This window comes from Pseudomonas sp. F007, from assembly GCF_057814275.1.
The window spans coordinates 310,454-337,351 of record NZ_JBVATA010000003.1; the positions used below are offsets into that span (position 1 = coordinate 310,454).

24 protein-coding genes are annotated in these 26,898 nt (G+C 63.5%); 17 read left to right on the top strand and 7 right to left on the bottom strand.

Annotation, left to right across the window (positions count from 1 at the left end):
* The first annotated feature begins 195 nt into the window (after positions 1-195).
* From gltB to ACZYR5_RS08960, 16 genes are all read left to right on the top strand, one after another.
* A complete protein-coding gene (gltB, locus tag ACZYR5_RS08885) occupies positions 196-4,641 on the top strand; it encodes a glutamate synthase large subunit (protein WP_489089278.1) in 4,446 nt (1,481 codons plus the stop codon).
* A gap of 33 nt (positions 4,642-4,674) precedes the next feature.
* Entirely contained in the window at positions 4,675-6,093 is a 1,419-nt protein-coding gene (locus tag ACZYR5_RS08890) for an FAD-dependent oxidoreductase (protein ID WP_027617432.1), read from the top strand.
* 186 nt (positions 6,094-6,279) lie between these two features.
* On the top strand, positions 6,280-7,347 hold the full coding sequence (gene hemE, locus ACZYR5_RS08895) for a uroporphyrinogen decarboxylase (protein ID WP_489089279.1): 1,068 nt from the start codon (positions 6,280-6,282) through the stop codon (positions 7,345-7,347).
* Positions 7,348-7,642: 295 nt separating this feature from the next.
* Positions 7,643-9,109 (top strand): N-acetylglucosamine-binding protein GbpA, encoded by a 1,467-nt coding sequence (gene gbpA / locus ACZYR5_RS08900; protein WP_489089280.1) that lies wholly within the window; start codon positions 7,643-7,645, stop codon positions 9,107-9,109.
* A gap of 76 nt (positions 9,110-9,185) precedes the next feature.
* Positions 9,186-9,722: a cytochrome b gene (locus ACZYR5_RS08905; RefSeq protein WP_489089281.1), complete on the top strand. Its 537-nt coding sequence runs from the start codon at positions 9,186-9,188 to the stop codon at positions 9,720-9,722.
* 10 nt (positions 9,723-9,732) lie between these two features.
* A complete protein-coding gene (locus ACZYR5_RS08910) occupies positions 9,733-10,269 on the top strand; it encodes a type II secretion system protein N (RefSeq protein ID WP_489089282.1) in 537 nt (178 codons plus the stop codon).
* Between the two features lie 8 nt (positions 10,270-10,277).
* A complete protein-coding gene (gspD, locus tag ACZYR5_RS08915) occupies positions 10,278-12,206 on the top strand; it encodes a type II secretion system secretin GspD (protein ID WP_489089283.1) in 1,929 nt (642 codons plus the stop codon).
* Positions 12,203-13,675: a type II secretion system ATPase GspE gene (gspE, locus tag ACZYR5_RS08920; RefSeq protein ID WP_489089284.1), complete on the top strand. Its 1,473-nt coding sequence runs from the start codon at positions 12,203-12,205 to the stop codon at positions 13,673-13,675. Before gspD ends, gspE begins: the two co-directional genes overlap by 4 nt.
* Positions 13,676-13,678: 3 nt before the next feature.
* Positions 13,679-14,887 carry a type II secretion system inner membrane protein GspF gene (gene gspF, locus ACZYR5_RS08925; RefSeq protein ID WP_489089285.1) on the top strand — a complete coding sequence of 403 codons (1,209 nt, stop codon included), beginning with the start codon at positions 13,679-13,681 and terminating at the stop codon, positions 14,885-14,887.
* 3 nt (positions 14,888-14,890) lie between these two features.
* Positions 14,891-15,343 carry a type II secretion system major pseudopilin GspG gene (gene gspG / locus ACZYR5_RS08930; protein ID WP_489089286.1) on the top strand — a complete coding sequence of 151 codons (453 nt, stop codon included), beginning with the start codon at positions 14,891-14,893 and terminating at the stop codon, positions 15,341-15,343.
* 3 nt (positions 15,344-15,346) lie between these two features.
* On the top strand, positions 15,347-15,814 hold the full coding sequence (gspH, locus tag ACZYR5_RS08935) for a type II secretion system minor pseudopilin GspH (RefSeq protein WP_489089287.1): 468 nt from the start codon (positions 15,347-15,349) through the stop codon (positions 15,812-15,814).
* Complete coding sequence (gene gspI / locus ACZYR5_RS08940) at positions 15,807-16,172, top strand: type II secretion system minor pseudopilin GspI (RefSeq protein ID WP_489089288.1); 366 nt, start codon at positions 15,807-15,809, stop codon at positions 16,170-16,172. Before gspH ends, gspI begins: the two co-directional genes overlap by 8 nt.
* Positions 16,165-16,707, top strand: coding sequence for a type II secretion system protein GspJ (locus ACZYR5_RS08945; RefSeq protein ID WP_489089289.1), 543 nt, complete (start codon positions 16,165-16,167; stop codon positions 16,705-16,707). Before gspI ends, ACZYR5_RS08945 begins: the two co-directional genes overlap by 8 nt.
* Positions 16,704-17,552: a type II secretion system minor pseudopilin gene (locus ACZYR5_RS08950; protein WP_489089290.1), complete on the top strand. Its 849-nt coding sequence runs from the start codon at positions 16,704-16,706 to the stop codon at positions 17,550-17,552. Before ACZYR5_RS08945 ends, ACZYR5_RS08950 begins: the two co-directional genes overlap by 4 nt.
* Positions 17,549-18,643 carry a type II secretion system protein GspL gene (gene gspL, locus ACZYR5_RS08955; protein ID WP_489089291.1) on the top strand — a complete coding sequence of 365 codons (1,095 nt, stop codon included), beginning with the start codon at positions 17,549-17,551 and terminating at the stop codon, positions 18,641-18,643. Before ACZYR5_RS08950 ends, gspL begins: the two co-directional genes overlap by 4 nt.
* On the top strand, positions 18,640-19,098 hold the full coding sequence (locus ACZYR5_RS08960; RefSeq protein WP_489089292.1) for a type II secretion system protein M: 459 nt from the start codon (positions 18,640-18,642) through the stop codon (positions 19,096-19,098). Before gspL ends, ACZYR5_RS08960 begins: the two co-directional genes overlap by 4 nt.
* Here the strand turns inward: ACZYR5_RS08960 and ACZYR5_RS08965 are convergent.
* Entirely contained in the window at positions 19,091-20,338 is a 1,248-nt protein-coding gene (locus ACZYR5_RS08965) for an MFS transporter (RefSeq protein ID WP_489089527.1), read from the bottom strand. The two genes, ACZYR5_RS08960 and ACZYR5_RS08965, sit on opposite strands and share 8 nt — an antisense overlap.
* Before the next feature lie 151 nt (positions 20,339-20,489).
* On the opposite strand from ACZYR5_RS08965, the gene ACZYR5_RS08970 reads away from it, so the two are divergent.
* The gene (locus tag ACZYR5_RS08970; protein WP_489089293.1) at positions 20,490-21,377 is read left to right on the top strand and encodes a LysR family transcriptional regulator; all 888 of its coding nucleotides are present in this window, start codon (positions 20,490-20,492) and stop codon (positions 21,375-21,377) included.
* Between the two features lie 202 nt (positions 21,378-21,579).
* Here ACZYR5_RS08970 and ACZYR5_RS08975 read toward each other — a convergent pair whose 3' ends face one another.
* Genes ACZYR5_RS08975 through ACZYR5_RS09000 form a run of 6 tightly spaced genes read right to left on the bottom strand, consistent with a single transcriptional unit; the run spans position 21,580 to position 26,898 of the window.
* On the bottom strand, positions 21,580-22,806 hold the full coding sequence (locus tag ACZYR5_RS08975) for a beta-ketoacyl-ACP synthase (RefSeq protein ID WP_489089294.1): 1,227 nt from the start codon (positions 22,804-22,806) through the stop codon (positions 21,580-21,582).
* A complete protein-coding gene (gene fabG / locus ACZYR5_RS08980) occupies positions 22,806-23,534 on the bottom strand; it encodes a 3-oxoacyl-ACP reductase FabG (RefSeq protein ID WP_489089295.1) in 729 nt (242 codons plus the stop codon). Before fabG ends, ACZYR5_RS08975 begins: the two co-directional genes overlap by 1 nt.
* Entirely contained in the window at positions 23,527-23,991 is a 465-nt protein-coding gene (locus ACZYR5_RS08985; RefSeq protein ID WP_489089296.1) for a hotdog family protein, read from the bottom strand. The genes fabG and ACZYR5_RS08985 overlap by 8 nt, the downstream gene beginning before the upstream one ends.
* The gene (locus ACZYR5_RS08990; RefSeq protein ID WP_489089297.1) at positions 23,988-25,184 is read right to left on the bottom strand and encodes a beta-ketoacyl-[acyl-carrier-protein] synthase family protein; all 1,197 of its coding nucleotides are present in this window, start codon (positions 25,182-25,184) and stop codon (positions 23,988-23,990) included. The genes ACZYR5_RS08985 and ACZYR5_RS08990 overlap by 4 nt, the downstream gene beginning before the upstream one ends.
* Positions 25,181-25,669, bottom strand: a complete 489-nt coding sequence (locus ACZYR5_RS08995) for a hypothetical protein (RefSeq protein ID WP_489089298.1) — start codon at positions 25,667-25,669, stop codon at positions 25,181-25,183. Before ACZYR5_RS08995 ends, ACZYR5_RS08990 begins: the two co-directional genes overlap by 4 nt.
* Complete coding sequence (locus ACZYR5_RS09000) at positions 25,666-26,898, bottom strand: NAD(P)/FAD-dependent oxidoreductase (protein ID WP_489089528.1); 1,233 nt, start codon at positions 26,896-26,898, stop codon at positions 25,666-25,668. Before ACZYR5_RS09000 ends, ACZYR5_RS08995 begins: the two co-directional genes overlap by 4 nt.

The following is a 26,898-nucleotide window of genomic DNA, read 5'->3' on the forward strand; positions in this document are numbered from 1 at the left end:
GATCGCTTTAAACCTTTCATAAATGCGACATGAATTTGCGACATTTCGTCGTCAAATTTGTGGGCGTCTGTGTCGGTGTGTACAATGACCTCCCTTTTGCCCCCGCAAAGCTGGCGTACGTTCGGCGCGGATGGTAAGTGGTTGAATTGAAAAGAAATTTGCCTCGACAAGAGGCAGCCTGGTGAGAAAGTGTCTATGAAAGCAGGTCTGTACCAACCAGATGAATTCAAGGATAACTGCGGTTTCGGCCTGATAGCCCATATGCAGGGCGAGCCCAGTCATACCCTTTTGCAAACGGCCATCGAGGCCCTGACCTGCATGACCCACCGCGGTGGGATCAACGCCGACGGCAAGACCGGTGACGGTTGCGGTCTGCTTATCCAAAAGCCGGACCAGTTCCTGCGAGCGATCGCCCAGGAAACCTTCGGCGTCGACATGCCCAAGCAATACGCGGTGGGCATGGTGTTCTTCAACCAGGATCCGGTGAAAGCCGAAGCCGCTCGCGAGAACATGAACCGCGAGATCCTGGCCGAAGGCCTGCAATTGATCGGCTGGCGCAAAGTGCCCATCGACACCAGCGTGCTCGGGCGTCTGGCCCTGGAGCGTTTGCCGCAGATCGAGCAAGTGTTCATCGGTGGTGATGGCCTGAGCGATCAGGACATGGCCATCAAGCTGTTCAGCTCCCGTCGTCGCTCGTCCGTGGCCAACGCCGCCGACACCGACCACTACGTCTGCAGCTTTTCCCACAAGACCATCATCTACAAAGGCCTGATGATGCCGGCGGACCTCACCGCCTTCTATCCAGACCTCAGCGACCAGCGCCTGCAGACCGCAATCTGCGTGTTCCACCAGCGCTTCTCCACCAACACCCTGCCGAAATGGCCGTTGGCCCAACCGTTCCGCTTCCTGGCGCACAACGGCGAAATCAACACCATCACCGGCAACCGCAACTGGGCCCAGGCCCGTCGCACCAAGTTCACCAACGATCTGATGGACCTGGAAGAACTCGGCCCACTGGTCAACCGCGTCGGTTCCGACTCCTCGAGCATGGACAACATGCTGGAGTTGATGGTCACCGGTGGCATCGACCTGTTCCGTGGCGTGCGGATGATCATTCCGCCAGCGTGGCAGAACGTCGAGACCATGGACCCGGACCTGCGTGCGTTCTACGAATACAACTCGATGCACATGGAGCCGTGGGACGGCCCGGCCGGCGTGGTCATGACCGATGGTCGCTACGCGGTGTGCCTGCTCGACCGTAACGGTCTGCGTCCGGCGCGCTGGGTCACCACCAAGAACGGTTTCATCACCCTGGCTTCGGAAATCGGCGTCTGGAACTACCAGCCTGAAGACGTGATCGCCAAGGGCCGCGTTGGTCCGGGGCAGATCTTTGCCGTGGACACCGAAACCGGGCAGATCCTCGACACCGACGCGATCGACAACCGTCTCAAGTCCCGTCATCCGTACAAGCAATGGCTGCGCAAGAATGCCCTGCGCATCCAGGCGACCATGGAAGACAACGACCACGGTTCGGCGTTCTACGACGTCGATCAGCTCAAGCAATACATGAAGATGTACCAGGTCACCTTCGAGGAACGTGACCAGGTGCTGCGTCCATTGGGCGAACAGGGCTACGAAGCCGTGGGCTCGATGGGCGACGATACGCCGATGGCCGTGCTGTCCCAGCGCGTGCGCACGCCGTACGACTACTTCCGCCAGCAGTTCGCGCAGGTCACCAACCCGCCGATCGACCCGCTGCGCGAAGCCATCGTCATGTCGCTGGAGATCTGCCTCGGTGCCGAGCGCAACATCTTCCAGGAGTCGCCGGAGCATGCCTCGCGCGTGATCCTCAGCTCGCCGGTGATCTCGCCGGCCAAGTGGCGCTCGCTGATGAACCTCGATCGCCCGGGCTTCGAACGCCAGGTCATCGACCTCAACTACGACGAGGCCCTGGGCCTGGAAGCCGCGGTGCGCAACATCGCCGACCAGGCTGAAGAAGCCGTGCGTGCCGGTCGGACGCAGATCGTCCTGAGCGACCGCCACATTGCGCCCGGCAAACTGCCGGTTCACGCTTCGCTGGCCACCGGCGCGGTGCACCATCGCCTGACCGAAAAAGGCCTGCGCTGCGACTCCAACATCCTGGTCGAGACCGCCACCGCGCGCGATCCGCACCACTTCGCGGTGTTGATCGGCTTCGGTGCATCGGCGGTCTATCCGTTCCTGGCCTACGAAGTGCTGGGTGACCTGATCCGTACCGGTGAAGTGCTGGGCGACCTCTATGAGGTGTTCAAGAACTACCGTAAAGGCATCACCAAGGGCCTGTTGAAGATCCTCTCGAAGATGGGCATTTCGACCATCGCGTCGTACCGTGGTGCGCAGCTGTTCGAAGCGATCGGCCTGTCCCAGGAAGTCTGCGACCTGAGCTTCCGTGGCGTGCCGAGCCGCATCAAGGGCGCGCGTTTCGTCGACATCGAAGCCGAACAGAAAGCCCTGGCTGTCGAAGCCTGGAGCCCGCGCAAGCCGATCCAGCAAGGCGGCCTGCTGAAGTTCGTCCACGGTGGCGAATACCACGCCTACAACCCGGACGTGGTCAACACCCTGCAAGCCGCTGTGCAGCAGGGCGACTACGCCAAGTTCAAGGAATACACGACGCTGGTGGACAACCGTCCGGTGTCGATGATCCGTGACCTGTTCAAGGTCAAGACCCTCGATACGCCGCTGGACCTCAGCGAAGTCGAGCCGCTGGAATCGGTGCTCAAGCGCTTTGACTCTGCCGGTATCTCGCTGGGCGCCCTGTCGCCGGAAGCTCACGAAGCCCTGGCCGAAGCCATGAACCGCCTGGGTGCGCGTTCCAACTCCGGCGAAGGCGGTGAAGACCCGGCGCGCTACGGCACCATCAAGAGCTCGAAAATCAAGCAGGTTGCGACCGGCCGTTTTGGCGTGACCCCGGAATACCTGGTCAACGCCGAAGTGCTGCAGATCAAGGTCGCCCAGGGCGCCAAGCCGGGCGAGGGTGGTCAGTTGCCAGGTGGCAAGGTCAACGGTCTGATCGCCAAGCTGCGTTATGCGGTGCCGGGCGTGACCCTGATCTCGCCGCCGCCGCACCACGACATCTACTCGATCGAAGACTTGTCGCAGCTGATTTTCGACCTGAAACAGGTCAATCCGAAGGCGCTGGTCTCGGTCAAGCTGGTAGCAGAAGCGGGCGTCGGCACCATCGCCGCCGGCGTGGCCAAGGCCTATGCCGACCTGATCACCATCTCCGGCTACGACGGCGGCACCGGTGCATCGCCGCTGACTTCGATCAAGTACGCTGGCGCGCCGTGGGAACTCGGCCTGGCCGAAACCCACCAGACCCTGCGCGGCAACGACCTGCGCGGCAAGGTCAAGGTGCAGACCGACGGCGGCCTGAAAACCGGCCTCGACGTGATCAAGGCGGCGATCCTCGGCGCTGAAAGCTTCGGCTTCGGCACCGCGCCAATGATCGCCCTGGGCTGCAAATACCTGCGTATCTGCCACCTGAACAACTGCGCCACCGGCGTGGCGACGCAGAACGAGAAGCTGCGCAAGGACCACTACATCGGCACCGTCGACATGGTGGTGAACTTCTTCACCTACGTCGCCGAAGAAACCCGTGAGTGGCTGGCCAAGCTGGGCGTGCGCTCCCTCGAGGAACTGATCGGGCGTACCGATCTGCTGGAAATCCTCGAAGGCCAGACTGCCAAGCAGCACCACCTGGACCTGACACCATTGCTCGGCAGCGATCACGTTCCGGCCGACAAGCCGCAGTTCTGCCAGGTCGATCGCAACCCGCCGTTCGACAAGGGCCTGCTGGCCGAGAAGATGGTCGATATGGCCACTTCGGCGATCAACGACCTGAGCGGCGCCGAATTCGCCCTGGATATCTGCAACTGCGACCGTTCCATCGGTGCGCGGATCTCCGGCGAAATCGCGCGCAAACACGGCAACCAGGGCATGGCCAATGCGCCGATCACCTTCCGCTTCAAGGGCACTGCCGGGCAGAGCTTCGGCGTGTGGAACGCCGGCGGCCTGAACATGTACCTGGAAGGCGACGCCAACGACTACGTCGGCAAGGGCATGACCGGCGGCAAGCTGGTCATCGTGCCGCCAAAAGGCAGCGTCTACCGTACGCAGGACAGTGCCATCATCGGCAACACCTGCCTGTACGGCGCCACTGGCGGCAAGCTGTTCGCCGCCGGTACCGCGGGCGAGCGTTTCGCCGTGCGTAACTCCGGTGCCCACACCGTCGTGGAAGGCACTGGCGATCACTGCTGCGAGTACATGACCGGTGGTTTCGTCTGCGTCCTGGGCAAGACCGGTTACAACTTCGGCTCTGGCATGACCGGCGGTTTCGCCTACGTGCTCGACCAGGACAACAGCTTCGTTGACCGGGTCAACCACGAACTGGTGGAAATCCAGCGGATCAGCGGTGAGGCGATGGAGGCCTACCGTAGCCACCTGCAGCGCGTGCTGAACGAGTACGTCGAGGAAACCGACAGCGAGTGGGGTCGTGAACTCGCCGAGAACCTCGATGATTACGTGCGTCGTTTCTGGCTGGTCAAGCCCAAGGCTGCCAACCTGAAATCGTTGCTTTCCAGCACCCGTGCCAACCCGCAGTGATATGCGCCTGAAGAGTTTGATGAGGTTTTAACAATGGCTGAACGTCTGAATAATGACTTCCAGTTCATCGAGGTCGGGCGCAAGGATCCGAAGAAGAAACTGTTGCGTCAACGCAAGAAAGAGTTCGTGGAAATCTACGAACCGTTCAAACCCCAGCAGTCGGCCGACCAGGCCCACCGCTGCCTGGGTTGCGGCAACCCGTATTGCGAATGGAAGTGCCCGGTGCACAACTTCATTCCCAACTGGCTGAAGCTGGTGGCCGAGGGCAACATCCTCGCCGCCGCCGAACTGTCGCACCAGACCAACACCCTGCCGGAAGTCTGCGGCCGGGTGTGCCCGCAGGACCGTCTGTGCGAGGGTGCCTGCACCCTGAACGACGGTTTCGGCGCGGTGACCATCGGTTCGGTGGAGAAGTACATCACCGACACCGCCTTTGCCATGGGCTGGCGTCCGGACATGTCCAAGGTCAAGCCGACCGGCAAGCGCGTCGCGATCATTGGCGCGGGCCCGGCGGGCCTGGGCTGTGCCGACGTACTGGTGCGCGGTGGCGTGACCCCGGTGGTGTTCGACAAGAACCCGGAAATCGGCGGTCTGCTGACCTTTGGCATCCCCGAGTTCAAGCTGGAAAAGACCGTGCTGAGCAATCGCCGCGAAGTCTTCAGCGGCATGGGCATCGAATTCCGCCTCAACACCGAGGTCGGCAAGGACGTGACCATGGAGCAACTGCTCGAGGAATACGATGCCGTGTTCATGGGCATGGGCACCTACACCTACATGAAGGGCGGCTTTGCCGGTGAGGACCTGCCGGGCGTCTACGATGCACTGGACTTCCTGATCGCCAACGTCAACCGCAACCTGGGCTTTGAAAAGTCGCCGGAAGATTTCGTCGACATGAAAGGCAAGAAGGTCGTGGTGCTGGGTGGTGGTGACACGGCCATGGACTGCAACCGTACGTCGATCCGCCAGGGCGCCAAGTCGGTGACCTGTGCCTATCGTCGTGACGAAGCGAACATGCCGGGCTCGCGCAAAGAGGTGAAGAACGCCAAGGAAGAAGGCGTGAAGTTCCTCTACAACCGCCAGCCGATTGCCATCGTGGGCGAGGACAAGGTCGAAGGCGTGAAGGTGGTCGAGACCCGTCTCGGCGAACCGGACGCCCGTGGCCGTCGCAGCCCCGAGCCGATCCCGGGCTCCGAAGAGATCATCCCGGCCGACGCCGTGGTCATCGCCTTCGGTTTCCGCCCAAGCCCGGCACCGTGGTTCGAGCAGTTCAGCATCCAGACCGACAGCCAGGGCCGCGTCGTGGCACCGGAACAAGGCCAGTACAAGCACCAGACCAGCAACCCGAAAATCTTCGCCGGTGGCGACATGGTGCGCGGTTCCGACCTGGTGGTGACCGCGATCTTCGAAGGCCGCAATGCGGCGGAAGGGATCCTGGATTATCTGGGCGTCTGATCAAGAGATTCGCCGGCAAGCCGGCTCCTACAGGATTGCGCATGACCTGTAGGAGCTGGCTTGCCAGCGAATTGCCCGACCTGCCAACCGCGACAAATTGCCCCGATAGACAAAAGGCTGACCTGCATTCGTGCCTTTTGCGTCCGGCTCTGAGAAAATGCCCGCACTTTTTTTCCGGATGCCGACATGACTGCCCTGAAGAACGACCGTTTCCTTCGCGCCCTGCTCAAGCAACCCGTAGACGTCACGCCCGTGTGGATGATGCGTCAGGCCGGTCGCTACCTGCCTGAATACCGCGCCAGCCGCGCCAAGGCCGGTGACTTCATGAGCCTGTGCATGAACCCCTCGTTCGCTTGCGAAGTCACGTTGCAGCCGCTCGACCGTTATCCACAGCTGGATGCGGCGATCCTGTTCTCCGACATCCTGACCATCCCCGATGCCATGGGCCAGGGCCTGTATTTCGAAACCGGCGAAGGTCCGCGCTTCAAGAAAGTCGTCAGCACCCTGGCCGACATCGAAGCCCTGCCGATTCCGGATCCGCAAAAAGACCTCGGCTACGTGATGGACGCGGTCAGCACCATCCGTCGCGAACTGAACGGCCGTGTGCCGTTGATCGGTTTTGCCGGCAGCCCGTGGACCCTGGCCACCTACATGGTCGAAGGCGGCTCGTCGAAAGACTACCGCAAGACCAAAACCATGCTCTACGACAACCCGCAAGCCCTGCACCTGTTGCTGGACAAGCTCGCGCAGACCGTCACCAGCTACCTCAACGGCCAGATCATGGCGGGCGCGCAAGCGGTGCAGATCTTCGACAGCTGGGGCGGCAGCCTGTCGGCGGCGGCGTACCAGGAGTTCTCCCTGGCCTACATGAAGAAAATCGTCAGCGGCCTGATCCGTGAGCACGAAGGGCGCAAGGTCCCGGTAATCCTCTTCACCAAGGGCGGTGGCCTGTGGCTGGAAAGCATCGCCGATGCCGGCGCTGATGCACTGGGCCTGGATTGGACCTGCGACATCGGCAGCGCCCGCGCGCGCGTCGGCAGCAAAGTCGCCCTGCAAGGCAACATGGACCCGACTGTGCTGTACGCCAAGCCAGAGACCATTCGCACCGAAGTCGGACGGATCCTCGCCAGTTACGGCAAGGGCAGCGGCCATGTATTCAACCTCGGTCACGGCATCACCCCGGAAGTCGACCCGGAACACGCCGGCGCCTTCCTGCGTGCGGTGCATGAGTTGTCGGCGCAGTATCACGAGTAACAATTTGCGCAGAGACTAAAGAAGCCTGTCCGGCCAAATCCCGGACAGGCTTTTTTTGTGTTCGGCTTTTTGTAATGAGTTTCCCAGGGAGTTGTAAGAGCGTTTTACATCGTTTGTCGGATCAATATACGAAGCGGCATTTCACTCAATAGGCGGAGACTTTCCCTACAGAGAAAGCGTCTCCATCCAAGTATGGTTCCGGACCCTTGCCCAGCGGCGCTCGCTGAGCAATGACGCAGTGATCGACGCCCTGAAGTGCGTCGCAATCTTCGATAAGCAGTCCGGAATTCATAAGATGAAAAATAACACTTACAAAGGAAGTGCATTAGCCGTCTGCACCTCCTCAATGATCCTGTTATCGACAATGCTCGCCTCTCAAACCGCTTCCGCCCACGGCTATCTGGAAACTCCGCCGTCGCGCGCGCTGGCTTGCCAGAAAGGCTTGAACACCAACTGCGGTGGCGCCCAATACGAACCCCAGAGTGTCGGCGAAACCTTCAAGGGCTTCCCGGCCGGTGTCGGTGGCGCTCCCCTGCAAGGGCCGGTCGATGGCAAGATTGCCAGCGGCGGTCACTCACTGTTCTCCGCCATGGATGCGCAATCCGCCACACGCTGGCACCCAACGGAAATCAAGGATCGCAACATCGATTTCCAATGGCGTTACACGGCCGTGCATCCGGCCACCAAACATGAGTACTTCATCACCCGCAACAACTGGAACCCGAATGAAGCGCTGAAACGCGCGACCTTCGAAAGCACGCCGTTCTGCACCGTCGACGGTGGCAACCAGAAGCCATCGGACAGCGACAAACACAACTGCAACATCCCCACCGACAAAACCGGCCAGCACGTGATCCTGGCGGTCTGGACCGTGGGTGACACCGATGCGGCGTTCTACAACGCCGCGGACGTGAACATCATCGCCGAGCCGGAACTGCCGGGTGGCTGGACTTCGGTCGGCGGCATCGCGCCTTCGACCCAGTTGCTGACAGGTGACAAGGTCAAGGCCCGGGCCTTCTCCGCCAATGGCGAGAACTCGAGCTACAGCGTCGAAATCAGCATTGCCAACCCCGAGGAAGGCTCGCCCAACAACTGGTCGTTCAAGCTGGCCGAAGCCATCAACCAGGCTCACACCCTGGTCCGCGCGGGTGTGCGTGATGAAAACGGCACGATCGAACCGGTCAAGGGCAACAACAGCCTGTATGCGCAGAAAGAAAGCGGCGTAACCCGCTACGAAGTGCAACTGGACATGCGCGAAGACGCGGCTGCACGCATGGCGGTGGCTTCCCAGCAAGCGGAGTACGTGCTCGACAAGGGCCAGGCCAAGGTCGAGTTCAGCATGCTTGCCAACCGCGACATGAACGTCGAAGCAAGCCTGTTCGACGAGCAGAACAAACTGGTCGGCGCCACCACGGCACGGGTCAACAGCGGTTCGACCTGGCTGAGCCTGGATGTGCGCAGCAACCCCGGCAAACACACCCTGACCCTGGTCGGCACTACGCTGGATGGTCGTACTACGCGCCAGGATACCCGGGCCACCCAACTGACCGGCGAGGGCGCCGGTGCCGACTATGACTTCGTGTTCCCGGAGGGCATCAGCGGCTACACCGCCGGCACCAAGGTGCTGCAACCGAAAACCAATGAAGTGTTCGAGTGCAAGCCGTTCCCCGAGTCGGGCTACTGCAAGCAATTCAGCCCCTCCGCCAACGGCTATGAGCCAGGCGTAGGCGCGCATTGGCACATGGCCTGGAACAAACTCTAAGCCCTTCGCGCAGCACTCCAGGCGATCGTTGGCGATCGCCTGGAGTTCACTCACTCAGTTGTCGATCGAGTTGAACATGAAAGCTTCGGGCTATTGCAGGCAGCGCGTGATGCTTCACTGGTTGTCGGCAGCGGTGATCCTCTGGACCTTGCTGTCCGGTTTTCTTGTGGCGGGCTTCGAGGTGTTTGCACACTTCAAGGAGCCGGTCGCTTTTTTCAATGTTTCGCTGACCACGGTGTTCATCCCGTTTTATGTATGGCGAGTGTTTTTGTTCATCACCCATACGCGCTTTTCGGGCATCAACGCCCGACCTCTTCTCGACGTGCTCGCCTTGGCTGCGCACACCTTGATCTACCTCCTCGTCGGTGCCGTCCTGCTGACGGGCGTATTGATGATGGACCGCGGGATCAATGTCTTCTGGCTCCTGGAAATCCCTCAGCCGGTGAGCGATCCACAGCTGCTTGCTCTGTTCATGACTGTGCATACGTGGCTGTGTGTGGTGCTGTCGCTGCTGCTGGTCGGGCACATCGGCGCGGTGATCGTGCACGAGGCCTGCAAGCACCCTGTCCTGCGAAAAATGTCTTTGCGCCGGCGCCGCGAGCCGCTCCAGTGAGCCGATGCTGATGTTTTCACCTGAGCGTCTGAACGGGCTTGCCTGGCGTCTGTTTCAGGCGGGGCTGCTGATCACTACCGTGCTCTATGGCGTATTCCTGGGGTGGCAGGAGTGGCGTTATCGCCAGCAGTGGGTGTTACCGACGCCGGTCGAAGTCGCCCCCCGTGTTGTGCAACCGCTACAAGCCCTCGATGCAACAGCGGTCGCGACCGCGCTCGGGCTGACGGCGGCAGGCGCGTTGCTGGCAAGTGCCGAACCACTGACCCTGCAGGCGAGTTTCGTCGTCAACAGCGGTGTGTCCAGAGCGTTGCTGGCCGGTGCCCAAGGCGCACGCGTTTATCAAGTGGGCGAAAGCCTGCCCGGTGGCAGTGTCCTGCGGCGGGTCGAGGCCAGTCACGTGGTGTTGTGGAACAAGGGGCGCGAGGAGCACTTGCTGCTGCAACCACCCGGCGGGCGCTTTCTGCGGCCACTCGAATCGCCTGCCGCTGTTTCCACCCCTGTTGTTTCCACGCGTTATCTACGTCCGATTGTCGAGCCCACAGAGTGAGCAAATCCATGAACATCCTCACCGGGGCGCGGGCCCTGCGGTGCATTTCGCTGACGGCCGTGTTGGCGATACTCGCCTGGTCCTGCGCACTCCAGGCCGCGGAAGAAAAGTGGCAGCTGGCAATGAACAACGCCGAGCTGCGGGACATCGTCGAAGAGATCTCCGCCATTCTCGGGACCACCGTGGTCCTCGATCCGCGGGTGTCCGGACGGGTAACGGTGATGTCCCGGCAAGCCCTCGATCGCGAGGGCGTGCGCCGGTTGTTCTATGCCGTCCTCGATGCCCACAACTTCACGGTGATCGATGAAGGCGAGCGCATTCTGATTACCCCGGTGACCGAAGCCAAAACCCGCGCCGGCACTTCATCGTCGCAAAAACCTACCGCCTCGCAATTCGTCACCCGGGTGATTGAACTGAACTCTGCCAGCGCCGCCGAGCTTGCCGGGCTGGTGCGACCGCTGGTATCGGCCAACGGTTATGTGGGGCCGTCGGCAGCGACCAATGCCCTGGTGGTGACAGACACCGCTGCCAATACCCAGCGCATCACCCAGGTGGTGCAGCAACTGGACGCCGGCCAGGGCAGCAAGCACAGCGTGGTGCAGTTGCAGCACGCCCAGGCCAGTGACCTGGTGCCGGTGATCGAGGCTTCGGTGGGCAAGCGCTCGGCTGACTCGGCGATCCAGGTGTTGGCGGATGCCCGGACCAATCGCCTGATATTGATTGGCCCCGCAGCGGTGCGCCAACGCCTGGCCGAACTGGCCGGCCATCTCGATATCCCTTCGACCTCGATGCCCGATAACGCCAGGGTGATCCGCTTGCGCCACAGCGACGCCAAGCAACTGGCGGAAATTCTGCAGTCCATGGGCCAGGTCGGCAAAGCTGGGTCGACGGTTGCCGGCAGCAAGGAAAGCAGCGCCAGCGCCTCGTTGTTGATCAAGGCCGATGAAAGCCAGAACGCCCTGGTGTTGATCGCCGAACCGGCCCAGGTCAGGACCATCGAAAGCATCGTCCGCCAGTTGGACCAGCCTCGGGCGCAGGTGCTGATCCACGCGGCGATTGTCGAAATTTCCGGTGACATCGCCGAGGCGGTGGGCGTGCAGTGGGGGCTGAGCACCGGTGATGCGCAAGGCTTCATCAACTTCCCTGGTACCGACATTCCGATCGTCGGCGGGCTGAAATTCGACGAGACCAAATCAGCACCGGAAGGCGCGCTGTTGCGCCTGGGCAGTGACCGATTTGGCGCATTGATTTCCGCGCTGGCGAGCAATACCCAGAGCAACCTGCTGTCCACGCCCAGCCTGTTGACCCTGGACAATCAGCAGGCGGAAATCATCGTCGGCCAGAACGTGCCCTTCAAGACCGGTTCCTACGCCACCAACAGCAATGGTGCGGACAACCCGTTCACCACGGTCGAGCGCAAGGACGTGGGCATCAGCCTGAAGATCAAGCCCTATATCAATGAGGGCTCGACCCTGCGCCTGGAAGTCGAGCAGGAAGTCTCGGACATCGCGCCCTCGGTGTCCGGCGTCAACACCTCGGACCTGATCACCAACAAGCGGGCGCTCAAGAGCACCATCCTCGCCGACGACGGCGAAATCATCGTGATCGGCGGGCTGATCCGCGACAGCGTGCGCACCCAGCAAAGCGGGGTGCCGCTGCTGCGCGAGATTCCTTATCTGGGTGCGCTGTTTCGCTGGAACCGCGAGACCCAGACCAAAAGCAACCTGATGGTGTTCCTGCGGCCGACCATCGTGCGCAGCAAGGAAGACCTGCTCGACGTCAGCCAGCAGCGCTACAACGCGCTACGCAACCTGAGTCAGGACAACGCCCGCGGCAACAATTCGTTGCTGCTGCCCGCCGACTCGCGGCAGTTGTTCGAACCGGCTTCCGATGCACCGGTGTTTGACCTGCGCAAGTCCGCACCGAGCCAACCATGACGCCTGTGTTTGAGCCGCTGCCGTTCGGATTTGCCCGACGTTTCGGCATCCTCTTGGCGTGTGACGAAGGCGAGTGGGGGTTGGTGCTGCGCAGCGACACACCGCTGACCGCGATTGCCGAAGCCCGCCGCCTGTGCGCGCAGGAGCTGCCGCTACGCTTGTTGTCCGCGCCGGAGTTCGCCGAGCGCCTGGCCGCGGCGTACCGCGAGGGACAGAGTGCTGCGCAACAGGTGGCGCAGGGCCTGGACGAGGATCTGGACCTGCTGAGCCTGGTGGATCAGGTGCCGCAAACCGCCGATCTGCTGGAGCAGCAGGGCGATGCGCCGATCATTCGCCTGATCAACGCGCTGCTCAGCGAAGCGGTGCGCGAGCACGCATCCGATGTCCACCTGGAAACCTTCGAGCAGTACCTGTCGGTGCGCATGCGAGTCGACGGCCAATTGCGTGAAATGCTCCGGCCACGGCGGGAACTGGCGACGCTGCTGGTATCGCGCATCAAGGTTATGGCGCGCCTGGACATCGCTGAACGTCGCGTGCCCCAGGACGGGCGGATTGCCCTGCGCCTGGCCGGCCATGAAGTAGACGTGCGGGTCTCGACCTTGCCATCGGCCCATGGCGAGCGGGTGGTCCTGCGCCTGCTCGACAAACAGGCCGGGCGCCTCGATCTGCAACGCCTCGGCATGGCCGAGGAGACCCTGGCGACCCTGCGCCAGTTGCTCGGCAAACCCCACGGCATCCTGTTGGTCACCGGCCCCACCGGCTCCGGCAAAACCACCAGCCTGTATGCCGCCTTGAGCAGCCTGAACGACCAGACCCGCAACATCCTCACCGTCGAAGATCCGATTGAATATCACCTGCCGGGAATCGGCCAGATGCCGGTCAATTCGAAGGTCGACATGACCTTCGCCCGAGGTTTGCGGGCGATTCTGCGCCAGGATCCGGACGTGGTAATGGTCGGCGAAATCCGCGATCGCGAGACCGTCGAGATTGCCGTGCAGGCGTCCCTCACCGGTCATCTGGTGCTCTCGACACTGCACACCAACAGCGCGGTCGGCGCAGTGACGCGGCTGGTGGACATGGGGGTCGATACCTACCTGCTGGCCTCGTCGCTGGTCGGCATTCTCGCCCAGCGCCTGTTGCGGACCCTGTGTGCCCACTGCAAGGCAGCGTACCTGGCCGATGCGACAGCCTGCCTGCGCCTGGGATACCAATCGACGGCGTCGTTGCAACTGTTCCGGGCCGTAGGTTGTGAGCAATGCCAGCACGGCTATCGCGGTCGCATCGGCATCTATGAGTTGGTCAGCGTGACCCCGGCCCTGGCCGCGTTGATTCATCAGGGAGCCAGCGAACAGACGTTGCTCGGCGAGGCGCGCAAGACCTCGCCAAGCCTGTTCCAGGACGGTCGCCAGCGGGTGCTCGACGGCCTGACCAGTCTCGACGAGCTGCTGCGCGTGACGCGGGAGGACTGAGGCATGCCGACCTTCGATTACCGCGCCGATGACGCCCGGGGCCGCCGTTGCAAGGGGCGGCTTGAGGCGGACAGTGCCCGGCATGCCCGGCAATTATTGCGCGAGCGCGGTTTCTGGCCACGCTCCGTCAGCCAGATGCAGGTCACGGGGGGCAGCGACCTGCGCCAGCGTGGCGGCCGTTTGAGTGCCGCCGACCTGGCGTTGCTGACCCTGCAACTGTCGACACTGGTCCAGGCCGGCCTGCCCCTGGAAGAAGCCCTCGACGCGGTTGCCAGGCAGACCGCCAAACGCCGGGTAGCCGTGCTGTTGGCGGCGGTTCGCGGTCACGTGATGGAGGGGCACGCATTGGCCACGGCATTGGCGCAGTTCCCCGCGGCCTTCCCCGAACTGTACCGCGCCACTGTGGCCGCCGGTGAGCGCTCGGGGCACCTGGGCCAAGTGTTGGAGCAACTGGCCGCTTACACCCAGGCTCGCCAGGCTGCCCGGCAGAAGATCCAGATGGCCCTGGTGTACCCGGCGTTGCTGATGCTGGTCAGCGTGCTGATCGTCGGCTTCCTGCTGGGGTACGTGGTGCCGGATGTGGTGAAGATTTTTGTCGAAAGCGGCCAGCCATTGCCGTGGCTGACCCGAGCGCTGATCGCCGCCAGTGATGGGCTGCGCAGCCAGGGCCTGTTGCTGCTCGGCGCGATCATGCTGTTGCTCGGCCTCTGGCGCTGGAGCCTGCGCCAGCCGCACTGGCGCGCGCGCTGGCACCGCGCGGTACTGAACCTGCCGGTGCTCGGCGAAGTGCTGCGGGCGATGGAAGCCGCGCGCTTTGCCAGCACCCTGGCAATCCTCGGCAAAAGCGCGGTGCCCCTGGTGGACGCCCTGGAAATCGCCGCCGCCGTGATCGGCAACCTGGGCATCCGCCAGCGCATGGTCGACGTGGCCCGCTCGGTCCGCGAAGGCGGCACCCTGACCCGTGGCCTGGAAGCGGGCGGTGACATCCCGCCGATGATGCTGCACCTGATCGCCAGCGGCGAACGGGCCGGCGAGCTCGACCGCATGCTGGCGCGCGCCGCCGAACAACAAGAGAGCAGCCTCGCCGCGCGCATCGCCGTGGTAGTGAGCCTGTTCGAACCCGCCATGCTGGTGCTGATGGGCGGCGTCGTGCTGCTGATCGTGCTGGCCATCCTCCTGCCGATTCTCAGCCTCAACCAAATGGTGAATTGATCCATGCAACCTGTCCGAAACACAGCTGCCTCGCAACGCGGTTTTACCCTGATCGAAATCATGGTGGTGGTGGTCATCATCGGCATTCTCGGGGCCATCGTGGTCCCGCAGTTCATGAGCCGTCCCGATCAGGCCAAGGCCACCGCCGCCAAAGTCGATATCCAGGCGATCTCCACGGCCCTGGAAATCTACCGTCTGGATAACTCGCATTACCCCTCGACCCAGCAGGGCCTGGAAGCCTTGACCCGGCGCCCGTCCGGAGTGCCGGTGCCGCGCGGCTGGAACCCCCAGGGTTACCTGAAAAGCCTTCCCGTTGACCCCTGGGGCACGCCCTATCAGTACCTCAACCCTGGGGTGAAAGCAGGCGATGGCAGCTACGACCTGTATTCCCTGGGATCTGATGGGGTGCCGGGTGGAGAAGGGCACGCGGGCGAAATCGGCAACTGGGGCCAGTGACAGATGGGGCGTCGCTGCCAGGGCTTCACCCTGCTCGAACTGATGATCGTGATCGTCTTGATCGGCGTGCTGATGGGCATGCTCAGTTACGCCACCGGCCTCAACCCGACCCGTCAGGCCCGGCACGAAGCGCAAGCGCTGGCCGGGCTGATCCGGCACTTGCGCGAGCAAGCGGTGCTGGAAAGTCGGGAGCATGGTGTGCGCCTCAGTGACAGCGGCTACCGCGCGATGCGCCTGGGTGTGCGCGGTTGGGAACCGCTGTCGGCGTTGAATCGATGGCCCGATACCCTGCGCCTGCAACTGAAGAACAATGGTTACCGGGTGATCCTCGGCGCTGATGAGGGGCCGCCGCAATTGCTCATGCTCAGCAGCGATGAAACCAGCGCGTTCAGCCTGACATTCGAGATCCAGGGGCGAACCTGGTTGAACCTGTCCAGCGACGGCATCGGCACGGTGCAGATCGATGGTTAGATCGTCAGGCTTCACCCTGCTGGAGGTGATGGTCGCCCTGGCGGTATTTGCCACGCTGGCGACGGCGGTCTTGTCCGCCAGTCAGTACGTCGTCAAGCAAGCCAGCGTGGCCGAAGAGCGGCTGATGGCGGCGTGGGTGGCGGACAATTATCTGAATGAGCTGCGCCTGCAATCGGCATCGGCGCTGGGCTCTGCGCAACACTCTGTGGTCATGGATCGCCGTGAGTGGCGGGTGCGCCAGCGCAGCGTCAATGCCAGCGAGCCGCGATTGGTCGAGGTCGAGGTTGAAGTGGGGCTCGTTGAGCGCGATCAGGTATTGCACCGGCGCAGCGGCTGGATTGCCAAACGCCATGAATAGACAAACCGGGTTCACCCTGCTCGAACTGGTGATTGCCCTGGCGATCTTTGCCCTGTTGGGTTTGGGTAGCTGGATGCTGTTGGGCAGCGTCGTGCGCGTGCAGCAAAGCAGCACGGCGCACGAGCGAGAACTCAGGAGCCTGCAGCGGGCGATCGCGGTGATCGAGCGCGATCTGCTGCACATCACCGAACAGCCGATCCTGCTTGAGCCAACGCAGTTGCAACTGCAGCGCGGCAACTGGCGCAACCCGCTGGACCAGTCACGCAGCGAGCGCCAAGCCTTGACGTATCGACTCGACAACTCAGCGCTGTGGCGCGACAGCCAGGGTGAGGGTTCGCCGCTGGTGCAGCAGCAGAAGCTGCTCGACGACGTCCGGCACCTGAGGTGGCGGCTGTTCGATGAGCGATACGGCTGGCGCGCCGAGTGGCCGACCGCTAAAGATAAAACGGCGCCACTGGCGCTGGAGCTGCAGCTTTCGGCAGGGCGTTTCGAGGCGATCCGCCGGGTGCTGTTGTTGCCGGAGAGCACGCCATGAAAACGGGGCAGCGTGGAATCGCGTTGATCAGTGTGTTGCTGGTCATGAGCCTGGCCCTGCTGATCATTTCCGGGGTGTTGCGCGGCCACCGTTTGTTGCTGCAAGGCAGCGCCCAACAGTTGCAGCACATGCATTTGCAAGAGCGTGCCCTGGCCAAGGAAGCCTGGGCCCTTCTGCGCTTGCAGGACGTCGGGCAGACGGAAAAGGGCCGTATCGACCTGACCCAGGACTGGGCCAGCGGGCGTGGCTATGAGTTTGATGACATTCAAGTGCGGGCCCAGGTCGAGGACCTGGCGGGGCGCTTCAATCTCAATGCCTTGTTGCGTGAGGGGCAGATCGATCAGCTCACGCGCGAGCGCTGGAGTCGTTTGCTGGCGTCGCTGGATTTGCCCGAGCTGCAACTGGAACAGGTCGGTACCTTGCGTGAACTGAGTCAACTGCGCCTGCTGCCGGGTGTCGATGGGCAGTGGCTACAGCGCATCGAGCCCTGGGTCGCGCTGCTGCCAACCCAGGCTGCCTTGAACATCAATACCGCACCACCGCAGTTGCTGCGGATACTCGATGACCTCGCTCCGAACACTGTCGCCAGCCTGGTGCGCCAACGCTCGACTACGCCCTGGTCGAGTGTCCAGGCCTTTACCCAGGACCCATTGCTGGCCGGTGTCGGCGTGAGCAGTCAGGGCCTGGGCATCGACAGCCGCTGGTTCCGCATCACCGTGCAGGTCACGCAAGGGCAACACGGTTTGCGCCTGGCCAGCGATGTCCAACGCGACCCCAAGAGCGCCCGGCTGAAGATTGTGCAAAGGCGTTTGCTGCCGCTCAGTCCCCACGAGATAACCCGATGAAAACCTGGCTCTACCTGACGGCCGAAGGCTTGTCCACGCTGTCACCCGAGTGGCCCTGCTGCCTGTGGTCGTCCGCTGGCGAACGCCAGCTCCAGCCATTGAATCAAGCGGCGCAGACGCTGCAGGGACGGGCAGTCGACCTGTTGTTACCCATGGAACTGTGCAGCTGGCTGCGCAGCGAGCCCTGGCCTTCCAGGCGAAAACCTGACGCACACGCCATTGCCTTTGCGGTCGAAGAGCAATTGAGCGAACCCCTGGAAAAACTCCACCTGAGCATCGGCGCCCGCGATGCGCAGGGGCGTTACCCGGTGCTGGTGGTTGATCGCCAACGCTTTGCCGCCGTCCTCAAGCTGCTGCAGGAGGCGGACATCAACGTGCGCTCGGTGTACGTCGATGCCGATCGCTTGCCCCACGAGCAGGCGTTGGGCGTCTGCTGGTTTGGCCGCTGGTTGCTCGGCGGTGATTTACCCGCGCGCCTGGCCTTGAGCGAACACAGCCTGGCGCTGCTCAAGCCGGTTTTGCCAGTGGATATCCAGTGGCAGGATAGCGCCGACGCGGATGCATGGCTGGACGCAGCCTCGCCGCGGTCGATCAATCTGCTGCACGGTCCTTTTGCCCGGCAGGGTAAGGGGCTGCCCTGGCGTTTCGGAGCGGTGTCGGTTCTCGCGTTGCTGCTGCTGACCTGGGGCGCGAGTGTCGCGCGCATCGGTTTTCTGGAAAGCCAAAGTCGGCAACTGCAAAGCCGTAGCGAGCAGCAGTTCAAGGCGCTCTACCCGGAGCAGACGCGCATCGTTGACCTGGCGGCGCAACTCGGCGCTTTGCAGAACCAGGATGCGCAACCGCAGGCCGGACGCATCGCCGAGCTGGTCAAGCTGGTGGAGCAGGTGATTGGCGCTACTCAGCTCGACATCCAGCGCATCGAGTTTCGTCAGGGCGAGGGTTGGAAAATCCCGTTGATCGCCAACAGCTTCGCCGAGCTGGAGGTGCTCCGCGAACGCGGCCGACAACAAGGGACACCCGTGCGCATCGATGGCGCGAGCAAAAATGGCAACCGGGTGCAGGCCACCCTGATCGTGGAGCAGGACACATGAAACCAGGCGCATGGCCGGCAGCGATGGGGCAACGCTGGCAGGGTTGTTCGCCGCGCGAGCGGTGGCTGCTGGGAGGGCTGGCGGTGTTCCTCCTGAGCGTCGCCGCCTTCAGTCTGATCTGGCAGCCGACTCAAGCCAGGCTGGCCCGTGCCGGGTTTGAGTACCAACGGCAACTGCAGCTGGCGGCGCAACTGCAACAGGCGCGCCCGCGCCTCTCGGTGCCCACTGCCGCCGACCAGCCCCTGTCGCTGCGCATCAGCGAAAGCGCCTCGGTGGCCGGCCTCGAGTTGCAGCAACTGGACAGCGACGGCACGCTGCTGCGCCTGACCATCAGCGGTGATGCGCTGACATTGCTGGCCTGGCTGGACCAGCTCGAACGGGATGGCGGGGTGCTGCAATCACTGACCCTGGACACGCGCGACGCGGCGCTGGAGGCGCGGGTCGAGCTCAGATAGTCGCACTGCCTTGCGCCAGCGGCGGCAACTTCGCCAGTTTCAACGCCACCAGCAGTGCCACCAGCAGCAAGCCGCCGATGAACAGGCCGATGCCGTTCCAGCCGCCCAGGTGCCAGAACACGCCGCCCGCCGTGCCGGCAATGCTCGAACCGGCGTAATAGCTGAACAGGTACAGCGACGACGCCTGGCCCTTGGCCTTGGTGGCGCGGCGGCCGATCCAGCTGCTGGCCACCGAGTGCGCGCCGAAGAAGCCGAAGGTGAAGATCAGCATGCCGAGGATCACCAGCGGCAACGGGCTGAGCATTGTCACCGCGAGGCCGGCGAGCATCAGCACAATGGTGCCCCACAGGACTTTGCGCCGACCCAGGCGGTCGGCCAGCGAGCCGATTTTCGCCGAGCTGTAGATCCCCGACAGGTACACCACCGACAGCAGCCCGACGAAGGCCTGGTCCATGTGATAAGGCGCGGCCAGCAGGCGGTAGCCGATGTAGTTGAACAGGGTGACGAAGGCCCCCATCAGCACAAAGGCTTCAAGAAACAGCAGCGGCAGGCCGGCGTCGCGAAAGTGCAGGGTGAAGCCGTCCAGCAGGCTGCGCGGATGCAGGGAACGTGGGCGGAAATTGCGCGACTCGGGCAGGACCTTCCAGAACAGCCCCGCGGCGATCAGCGCCAGGGCGCCGATCACCAGCATCGCCGTGTGCCAGCTGACGAAGTCGATCAGCACGCCGACGATCAGCCGCCCGCTCATCCCACCAATGGCATTGCCGCCGATGTACAGGCCCATCGCCAGGCCAATGTGCTGCGGGTGAATTTCCTCGCTCAGGTAAGTCATCGCCACCGCCGCCAGCCCGCTCAGGGACAGGCCGGTCAGGGCGCGCATCAGCAGGATGCCTTCCCAGGTCGGCATCAGCGCGCTGGCCAGGGTGCACAGGGCGGCGGCGAACAACGCGGCGACCATCACCGGCTTGCGCCCGACACGGTCGGAGATAGGGCCGGTGATCAACAGGCCGACGGCGAGCATGCCGGTGGAGACCGAGAGGATCAGGCTGCTTTGCGCCGCGTTGATGGAAAATTCCTGGGAAAACATCGGCATCATCGGCTGCACGCAATACAGCAGGGCGAAGGTCGCGAAGCCGCCGCAGAACAGTGCCAGCACCGTACGCAGGAACATCGGTGTGCCTTTTTCGATGTAGATCTCGTTGAGCAAGCTGGGCCCGCTGCCGAGCGCGGTGGGTGGCAAATCATGGGCGAGTGGCGCAGCAACAGTTTTCACGGGGACCTCGGGAGTACAGAGCACAGCGGGCAATGGAAAAAGCATATAGCCGGCTAATGTTTCTATCCAATATATTGTTCGACCTGTTTGATAGCTTTCACGACCTAATGGAAACCCCATGGAATTGCGTCACCTGCGCTACTTCATCGCCGTCGCCGAAGAACTGCACTTTGGCCGCGCCGCACAGGCACTGGGCATCTCCCAGCCGCCGCTGAGCCAGCAGATCCAGGTGCTGGAGCAAGAGCTTGGCGCGCGGCTGTTCGAGCGGACCAATCGTCGGGTCGAGCTCAGCGAGGCGGGGCGGCTGTTTCTGGAAGAGGCGCGGCTGGTGCTGGCACAGGTCGACAAGGCGGCGGATGTCGCGCGACGGGCACAACTCGGCGAACTGGGGGAGCTGAAAATCGGCTTCACCTCATCGGCACCGTTCAACTCGACCATCCCCCAGGCAATCTTCGGCTTTCGCCAGCGCTTCCCGGCAGTGCACCTGAACCTGCGGGAAATGAGCAGCACCCAGGTGGCCGATGCGCTGGTGGACGAGTCGATCCAGATCGGCATCATGCGCCCCTTGCCGTTGCCGGATTCGCTGCAGGTGGTCGAGCTCAACCGTGAACCACTGGTGGCAGTCCTTAGCTCCAAGGACCCGCTGTCGCTGGGCAGCGAGGAAGGCTTGTTCCTCTCGGCACTGGCCCATGAGCCGTTCGTGTTTTTCCCGCGCAGCTACGGCAGCGGTCTATACGCGCAACTGCTGAGCCTGGCCCGCGACGCCGGCTTCAGCCCGCATTTCGCCCAGGAGGCCGGAGAAGCCATGACCATCATCGGCCTGGTGGCGGCGGGCCTCGGCGTCTCGGTGCTGCCGGCGTCCTACCAGCGCATGCGCATCGACGGCGTGGTCTACCGCCCCTTGCTCGACCCGGCAGCGGAGACCGCAGTGTGGCTGGTGCAGCGCAAAGACCAGAAATCACCGATGGCGCGGGCGTTTGTCGAGTTGCTGACGAGCAGGGTGTAGGTGGACTTTGACTTGTGGGAGCCGGATTGCTGGCGATGAAGTTGATGCGGTGTGGCTGATGGCCTCTCGCTGGCAAGCCAGCTCCTACAGGTTTTGCGGGTGTTCAAAGAACCCTGTGGGAGCCGGCTTGCTGGCGATAGCGGATGAACAGGCGACGTTGCTCTCGACCGTTATATCGCTTTCATTGGCAACCAGGTCTTCATCACGACCACCGCCGAAACACCAACGACGTATTCACCCCACCAAACGCAAAATTATTGTTCATCACATACCGATTGCTCATCTGCCGGAATTCGCCGCGCAGGTAGTCGAGGGCGCCGCACTGTGGGTCGATGTGGTCGAGGTTGAAGGTGTGGGCGTATTCGTCGCGGTTGAGCATTTCGATGCTGAACCACGACTCCAGTGCGCCGCAGGCGCCGAGGGTGTGGCCGAGGAAGCTTTTCTGCGAGCTGATGGGCATGTGGCTGCCGAACAGGCTGCTGGTGGCCTGGGTTTCGGCAATGTCGCCCTGTTCGGTGGCGGTGCCGTGGCCGTTGACGTAGCCGATGGCCGCCGGTTGCAGGTCGGCGTCTTCCAGCGCGAGCTCCATGGCCCGGCGCATGGTGGCCTGCTCGGGACGGGTGGTGTGCTGGCCGTCGGCGTTGCTGCCGAAGCCGACGATTTCCGCGTGTATGTGCGCGCCGCGGGCCAGGGCGTGCTCGAGTTCTTCGAGCACCAGCATGCCGGCGCCTTCACCAATCACCAGGCCGTCACGGGCGCTGTCGTAGGGGCGTGGGCTGGATTGCGGGGCGTCGTTTTTCAGGCTGGTGGCGTAGAGCGCGTCGAACACCATGGCTTCGGTCGGGCACAGCTCTTCGGCGCCACCGGCGAGCATCAGCGGCAGGCGGCCGAACTTGATGGCTTCGTAGGCGTAGCCGATGCCCTGGCTGCCGCTGGTGCACGCGCTGGAGGTGGGAATCAGGCGCCCGGTCAGGCCGAAAAAGATGCTGATATTCGCCGCCGTGGTGTGGGGCATCATGCGCACGTAGGAGTTGGCATTGAGTCCTTCGGCCACCGAGTTCAGCAGCATGTTGCCGAAGGCCTTGATCTCGTCGGTGCTGCCGGTGGATGAGCCGCAAGCGACGCCCATGCGCCCGTCCTTGATCGACTCGTCGCCGAGCAGGCCGGCGTCGGCGAGCGCGCGTTCGGCCGCACCGACAGCGAGGCGCGATACCCGGCCCATGCTGCGCAGCTGCTTGCGGGTCCAGTGCCCGGGCACTTGGAAATCGTCGATTGGCCCGGCCAGGCGGGTGTTCAGTTCGGTGAAACGGTCCCACTCGTGCATCCGCCGGATGCCGCTGTGGTTGGCCTTGAAATGCCCGCAGATGGTTGCCCAGTCGCTGCCCAGAGAGGTGATGCCGGCCATGCCGGTGACGACGACGCGCTTCATCAGCACAGCCCTCCATTGACGGCCAGCACTTGCCGGGTGATGTACGAGGCTTCCGCCGACATCAGGAAATTCACCGCGCCGGCCACTTCTTCAGGCGTGCCCATGCGCTGTGCGGGGATCATTTTCATCAGTTCTTCCACTGGCACGTTGTCGTCGAGCATGGCCGTGTCGATCAAGCCAGGTGCGACACAATTGACCGTGATTTTGCGCTTGGCCAACTCGATCGCCAACGCTTTCGCCGCGCCGATCAGGCCGGCCTTGGAGGCGCTGTAGTTGACCTGGCCGCGATTGCCGATCAATCCCGACACCGAGGTGATGCAGACGATCCGGCCCGCTGCGCGGCGGCGGATCATCGGCATCATCACCGGGTGCAGGACGTTGTAGAAGCCGTCGAGGTTGGTGCGCAGCACGTCGTCCCAATCGTCCTCGCTCAGCGCGGGGAATGCGCCGTCGCGGGTCAGCCCGGCATTGAGCACCACGCCGTAATAGGCGCCATGGGTCTCGACATCGGCTTCCAGCGCTGCCCTGCAGGCGGCGCGATCGGACACGTCGAATTGCAGCACCCGGGCATTGCGGCCCAGGGCTTCGATCTCGGCCTGCACTGCGCTGGCCTCTGCCAGGCCGCTGCGGCAATGCACGACAATGTCATGCCCGGCCTGCGCCAGGCGCAAGGCAATGGCGCGGCCGATGCCACGGCTGGAGCCGGTGACCAGTACGGATTCAGTCATCGCGCAACTCCCTGGATGGATCGAGATAATGAGCCGCCTTGGGCGGCTTGAACACATTCAAGCGGGCGCTGGCGTGGATGCCCGGCGCATCGATGTGGCATTCGAACACGCCCATGCCGTTGTCATCCTCAAGCGAACGCCGGCCATGCAGGGTGAGTTCGCTACCCACCGGGAAGTGATCGACGTTGCACTCGAATTTTCGACTGCCAAGCAGGAACCCGAGTTCCACCGCGCGGCCTTCCTCGCGGGCGCGGCAGCCGGCAAAGGCGGCGACGGTCTGGGCCATCAGCTCGATGCCGACCCAGGCCGGCAGGCTGCCGTCCTCGCGGCTGAACAGACCGCCGGGCTTGACCGTCATGCGGGTGTGGATCTGCTCCTCGTCAAAGGAAAGGACCTGGTCGATGAAGATCATGTCGCCGGCGTGGGGCAGCAGTTCGGCGAGCGGCCAGTCAATCATGGTGCGTCTCCGATAATCAGGCTGACGTTGTTGCCACCGAAGGCGAAGGAGTTGCTCATCAGGTAGCGCGCAGCTGTGGACGCCAGGCGATCGGCCGGGGTCACCCAGTGCAGCGCTGGCAGCTCGGGATCGGCCTGGCCATCCCAGAGGTGCGGCGCCAGGCGCTGGTCGGGGTTGTGCTGGCTCAGGCTCAACCAGCAGAACGCCGCCTCCAGGGCGCCGGCGGCCCCCAGGGTATGGCCGGTCAGGGGCTTGGTCGAGGAACAGGCCACGCCCTCGGGAAACAGGTTGGCAACGGCACGGCTTTCCATGGCGTCATTGTGCTGGGTGGCAGTGCCGTGCAGGTTCAGGTAGCTGATTTGCCCGGCTTGCAAACCGGCACGGGCCAGGGCTTTGTGCATGGCTTGCAGTGCGCCACGGCCAGCCGGCTCCGGCGCGGAAATATGGTGCGCATCGGAACTGGCGCCGCCACCCAGCAAGGCGATGGCGGGTGTTTCGGTTGCGCTGCGGGTCATCAGGAACAGCACCGCGGCCTCGCCAATGTTGATGCCGTTGCGGTTGACCGAGAACGGATTGCAGCGTTGCCCGGACACCGCTTCCAGTGCCGAAAAACCGTTGAGCGTCAGCTTGCACAGGCTGTCGACGCCGCCACACAGCACCGCGTCGCACAGGCCCATGGCGAGCAGGCGCTGGGCGCTCATCATGGCCCTGGCGCTTGAGGTGCAGGCGGTGGAAATCACATAGGCCGGGCCGCTGACTTGCAGCCAGTCGGCGAGAAAATCCGCCGGCGCGCCCAGCTCCTGTTGCCGGTAGTCGTAGTCGGCGGGGAAGTGCCCGGCGTGCAGGTAGGTGCCCAGGCTTTCGCTGGCTTCATGGATCCCCGAGGTACTGGTGCCCAGCACCACGGCAATGCGCTCGCGGCCATAGCGGTGGATGGCCTGCTCGATGTCAGCGCGAATCTGCAGCGCCGCCTCCAGCAGCAGTTGGTTGTTGCGGCTGGCGTGGCGGCTCAGCTCGGCGGGGATCGCCGGCAACTCGCCCTCGACCGCACCCACCGGCAGCGAACGCTCGGGCACCCAGCCGGATGCTGCACGCATGCCCGAGTCGTCCCCGGCGAACAGGCGCTCGGCGACCTGGCGTTTGCCACGGCCGAGGCTGCAGACCAGCCCGAGGGCGTTGAGGTAGGCAGTCATGGCATGTCTCCACTGAGCGACGTGACCTGGTACGTCGGCCCCTTCATCAGGCTCAGTTCAAAGTTCAGCGGTTGCCGATAACGCACGTCCCAGCGTTCGGGCAGCGCGCGTTGGGCGCCATGCTGCCAGGCGACGGGGTAGTTGGCCGACAGTTCGTCGGCCGGGGTCAAGGCGAACAGCAGGGCGGCGAACAGCTCCCGGGCTTGTGGATTGGGCGGCAGCAGGCCGTCAGCCTGCCATTCGCCGTCCTGCAGGATCTGCCGCGCCTGGGGAATGCCCAGCAGGTCCATCATCGACCAGCGTAGCCCTGCGCCTTCGCGCTGAATCACCAGCACCCAATCCTGGCGTTGCTGGTCGACGGTCTGCTCGATGTGCAATTGCAACGGCAGGGCCAGGCTCGGTTGGGCGGCGGGCAACGGCGCGCGGCCGGCGCACGCGCTCAGCAGCAGGGCACAGGACAGCAGCATCAGGCGTATCAGGTTCATGTGGCCTCTCGGGCACAGATTTGCGAAATCATCTTCAGGCGTCGGCGCGCTTCGCTGACAAACGGATTGCGTTCATCCCAGGCGTAGCCGGCGAGGATCGAGCTGATCATGCGGCGGATTTCCACGGTGCCGCCCTCATGGTAGATCACGTCCTGGAAGGTCCCGTTGTACCAGCCTTCGACGTAGCAACGGAAGGTATCGACGCCGCGCTTCAGGGGCTCGGCGAACTCGATTTGCCAATCGACACGCTGGCCCTGCAATTGGCGGTCGAGCACGGCGGCGGCCATGCTCGCCGAGCGCATGGCGATGGTCACGCCGGAGGAAAACACCGGGTCGAGAAACTCTGCGGCATTGCCCAGCAACGCGAAGCCCGGGCCGTGCAGGGTCTTGACGTTGGCCGAGTAGCCGCCGATGGTCCTCGCTTCGGTGTCCCATACGGCGTTCTCCAGAACGCCGGCCAGGCTCGGGGTTTCGGCGATGAAGCCTTTCAGGCAGGCGTCGAGGTCGTCCGTGCGGCCGGCGAAGTGTTCGGCCGCTGCCACCACGCCCACCGAGCAGCGACCGTTGCTGAAAGGGATGGTCCAGAACCAGATATCACGCTGGGTCGGGTGGGTGGTGATGAGGATTTTTTCGCGGTCGAAAGACGGGCTGTCGATCCGGTCCTGGACGTGGGTGAACACCGCCTGGCGCGGCGGGAAATTCGAGGGTCGTTCCAGATCCAGCAGGCGCGGCAAGACCCGGCCGTAGCCGCTGGCGTCGAGCACGAAACTCGCCTCCAGCGCGTACTGGCTGGCATCTTCGCGCTGCACGACCAGGCGCGGTTGCGGCCGCTCGAAATCGACGCTGACGATGCTCTCGCCGTAGCGGATTTCCACGCCCTGCAAGGCGGCCTGGTCGGCCAGCAGCTGGTCGAAATCAGCGCGCTGCACCTGGAAGGTGGTGGGTTTGCCGGCGGTGAAGGTCTCGCCAAAATCGAAGGCGCTGTAGCGCTCGCCCCAGGCGAATGCCGCACCGTTTTTCCGCTGGAAACCGGCGGCGTTGACCGCCTCGAGCATGCCGGCTTCCTCGACAAAATCCAGGCAATGGCAGAGCAGGCTTTCGCCGATGGAAAACCTCGGGAAATGCTGGCGCTCGATCACCAGCACATCGTGACCCTTGCGCTTGAGCAGCGCGCTGGCGATGGCACCCGAAGGACCGGCACCAATGATGACGACCTGACGACGTTCCAG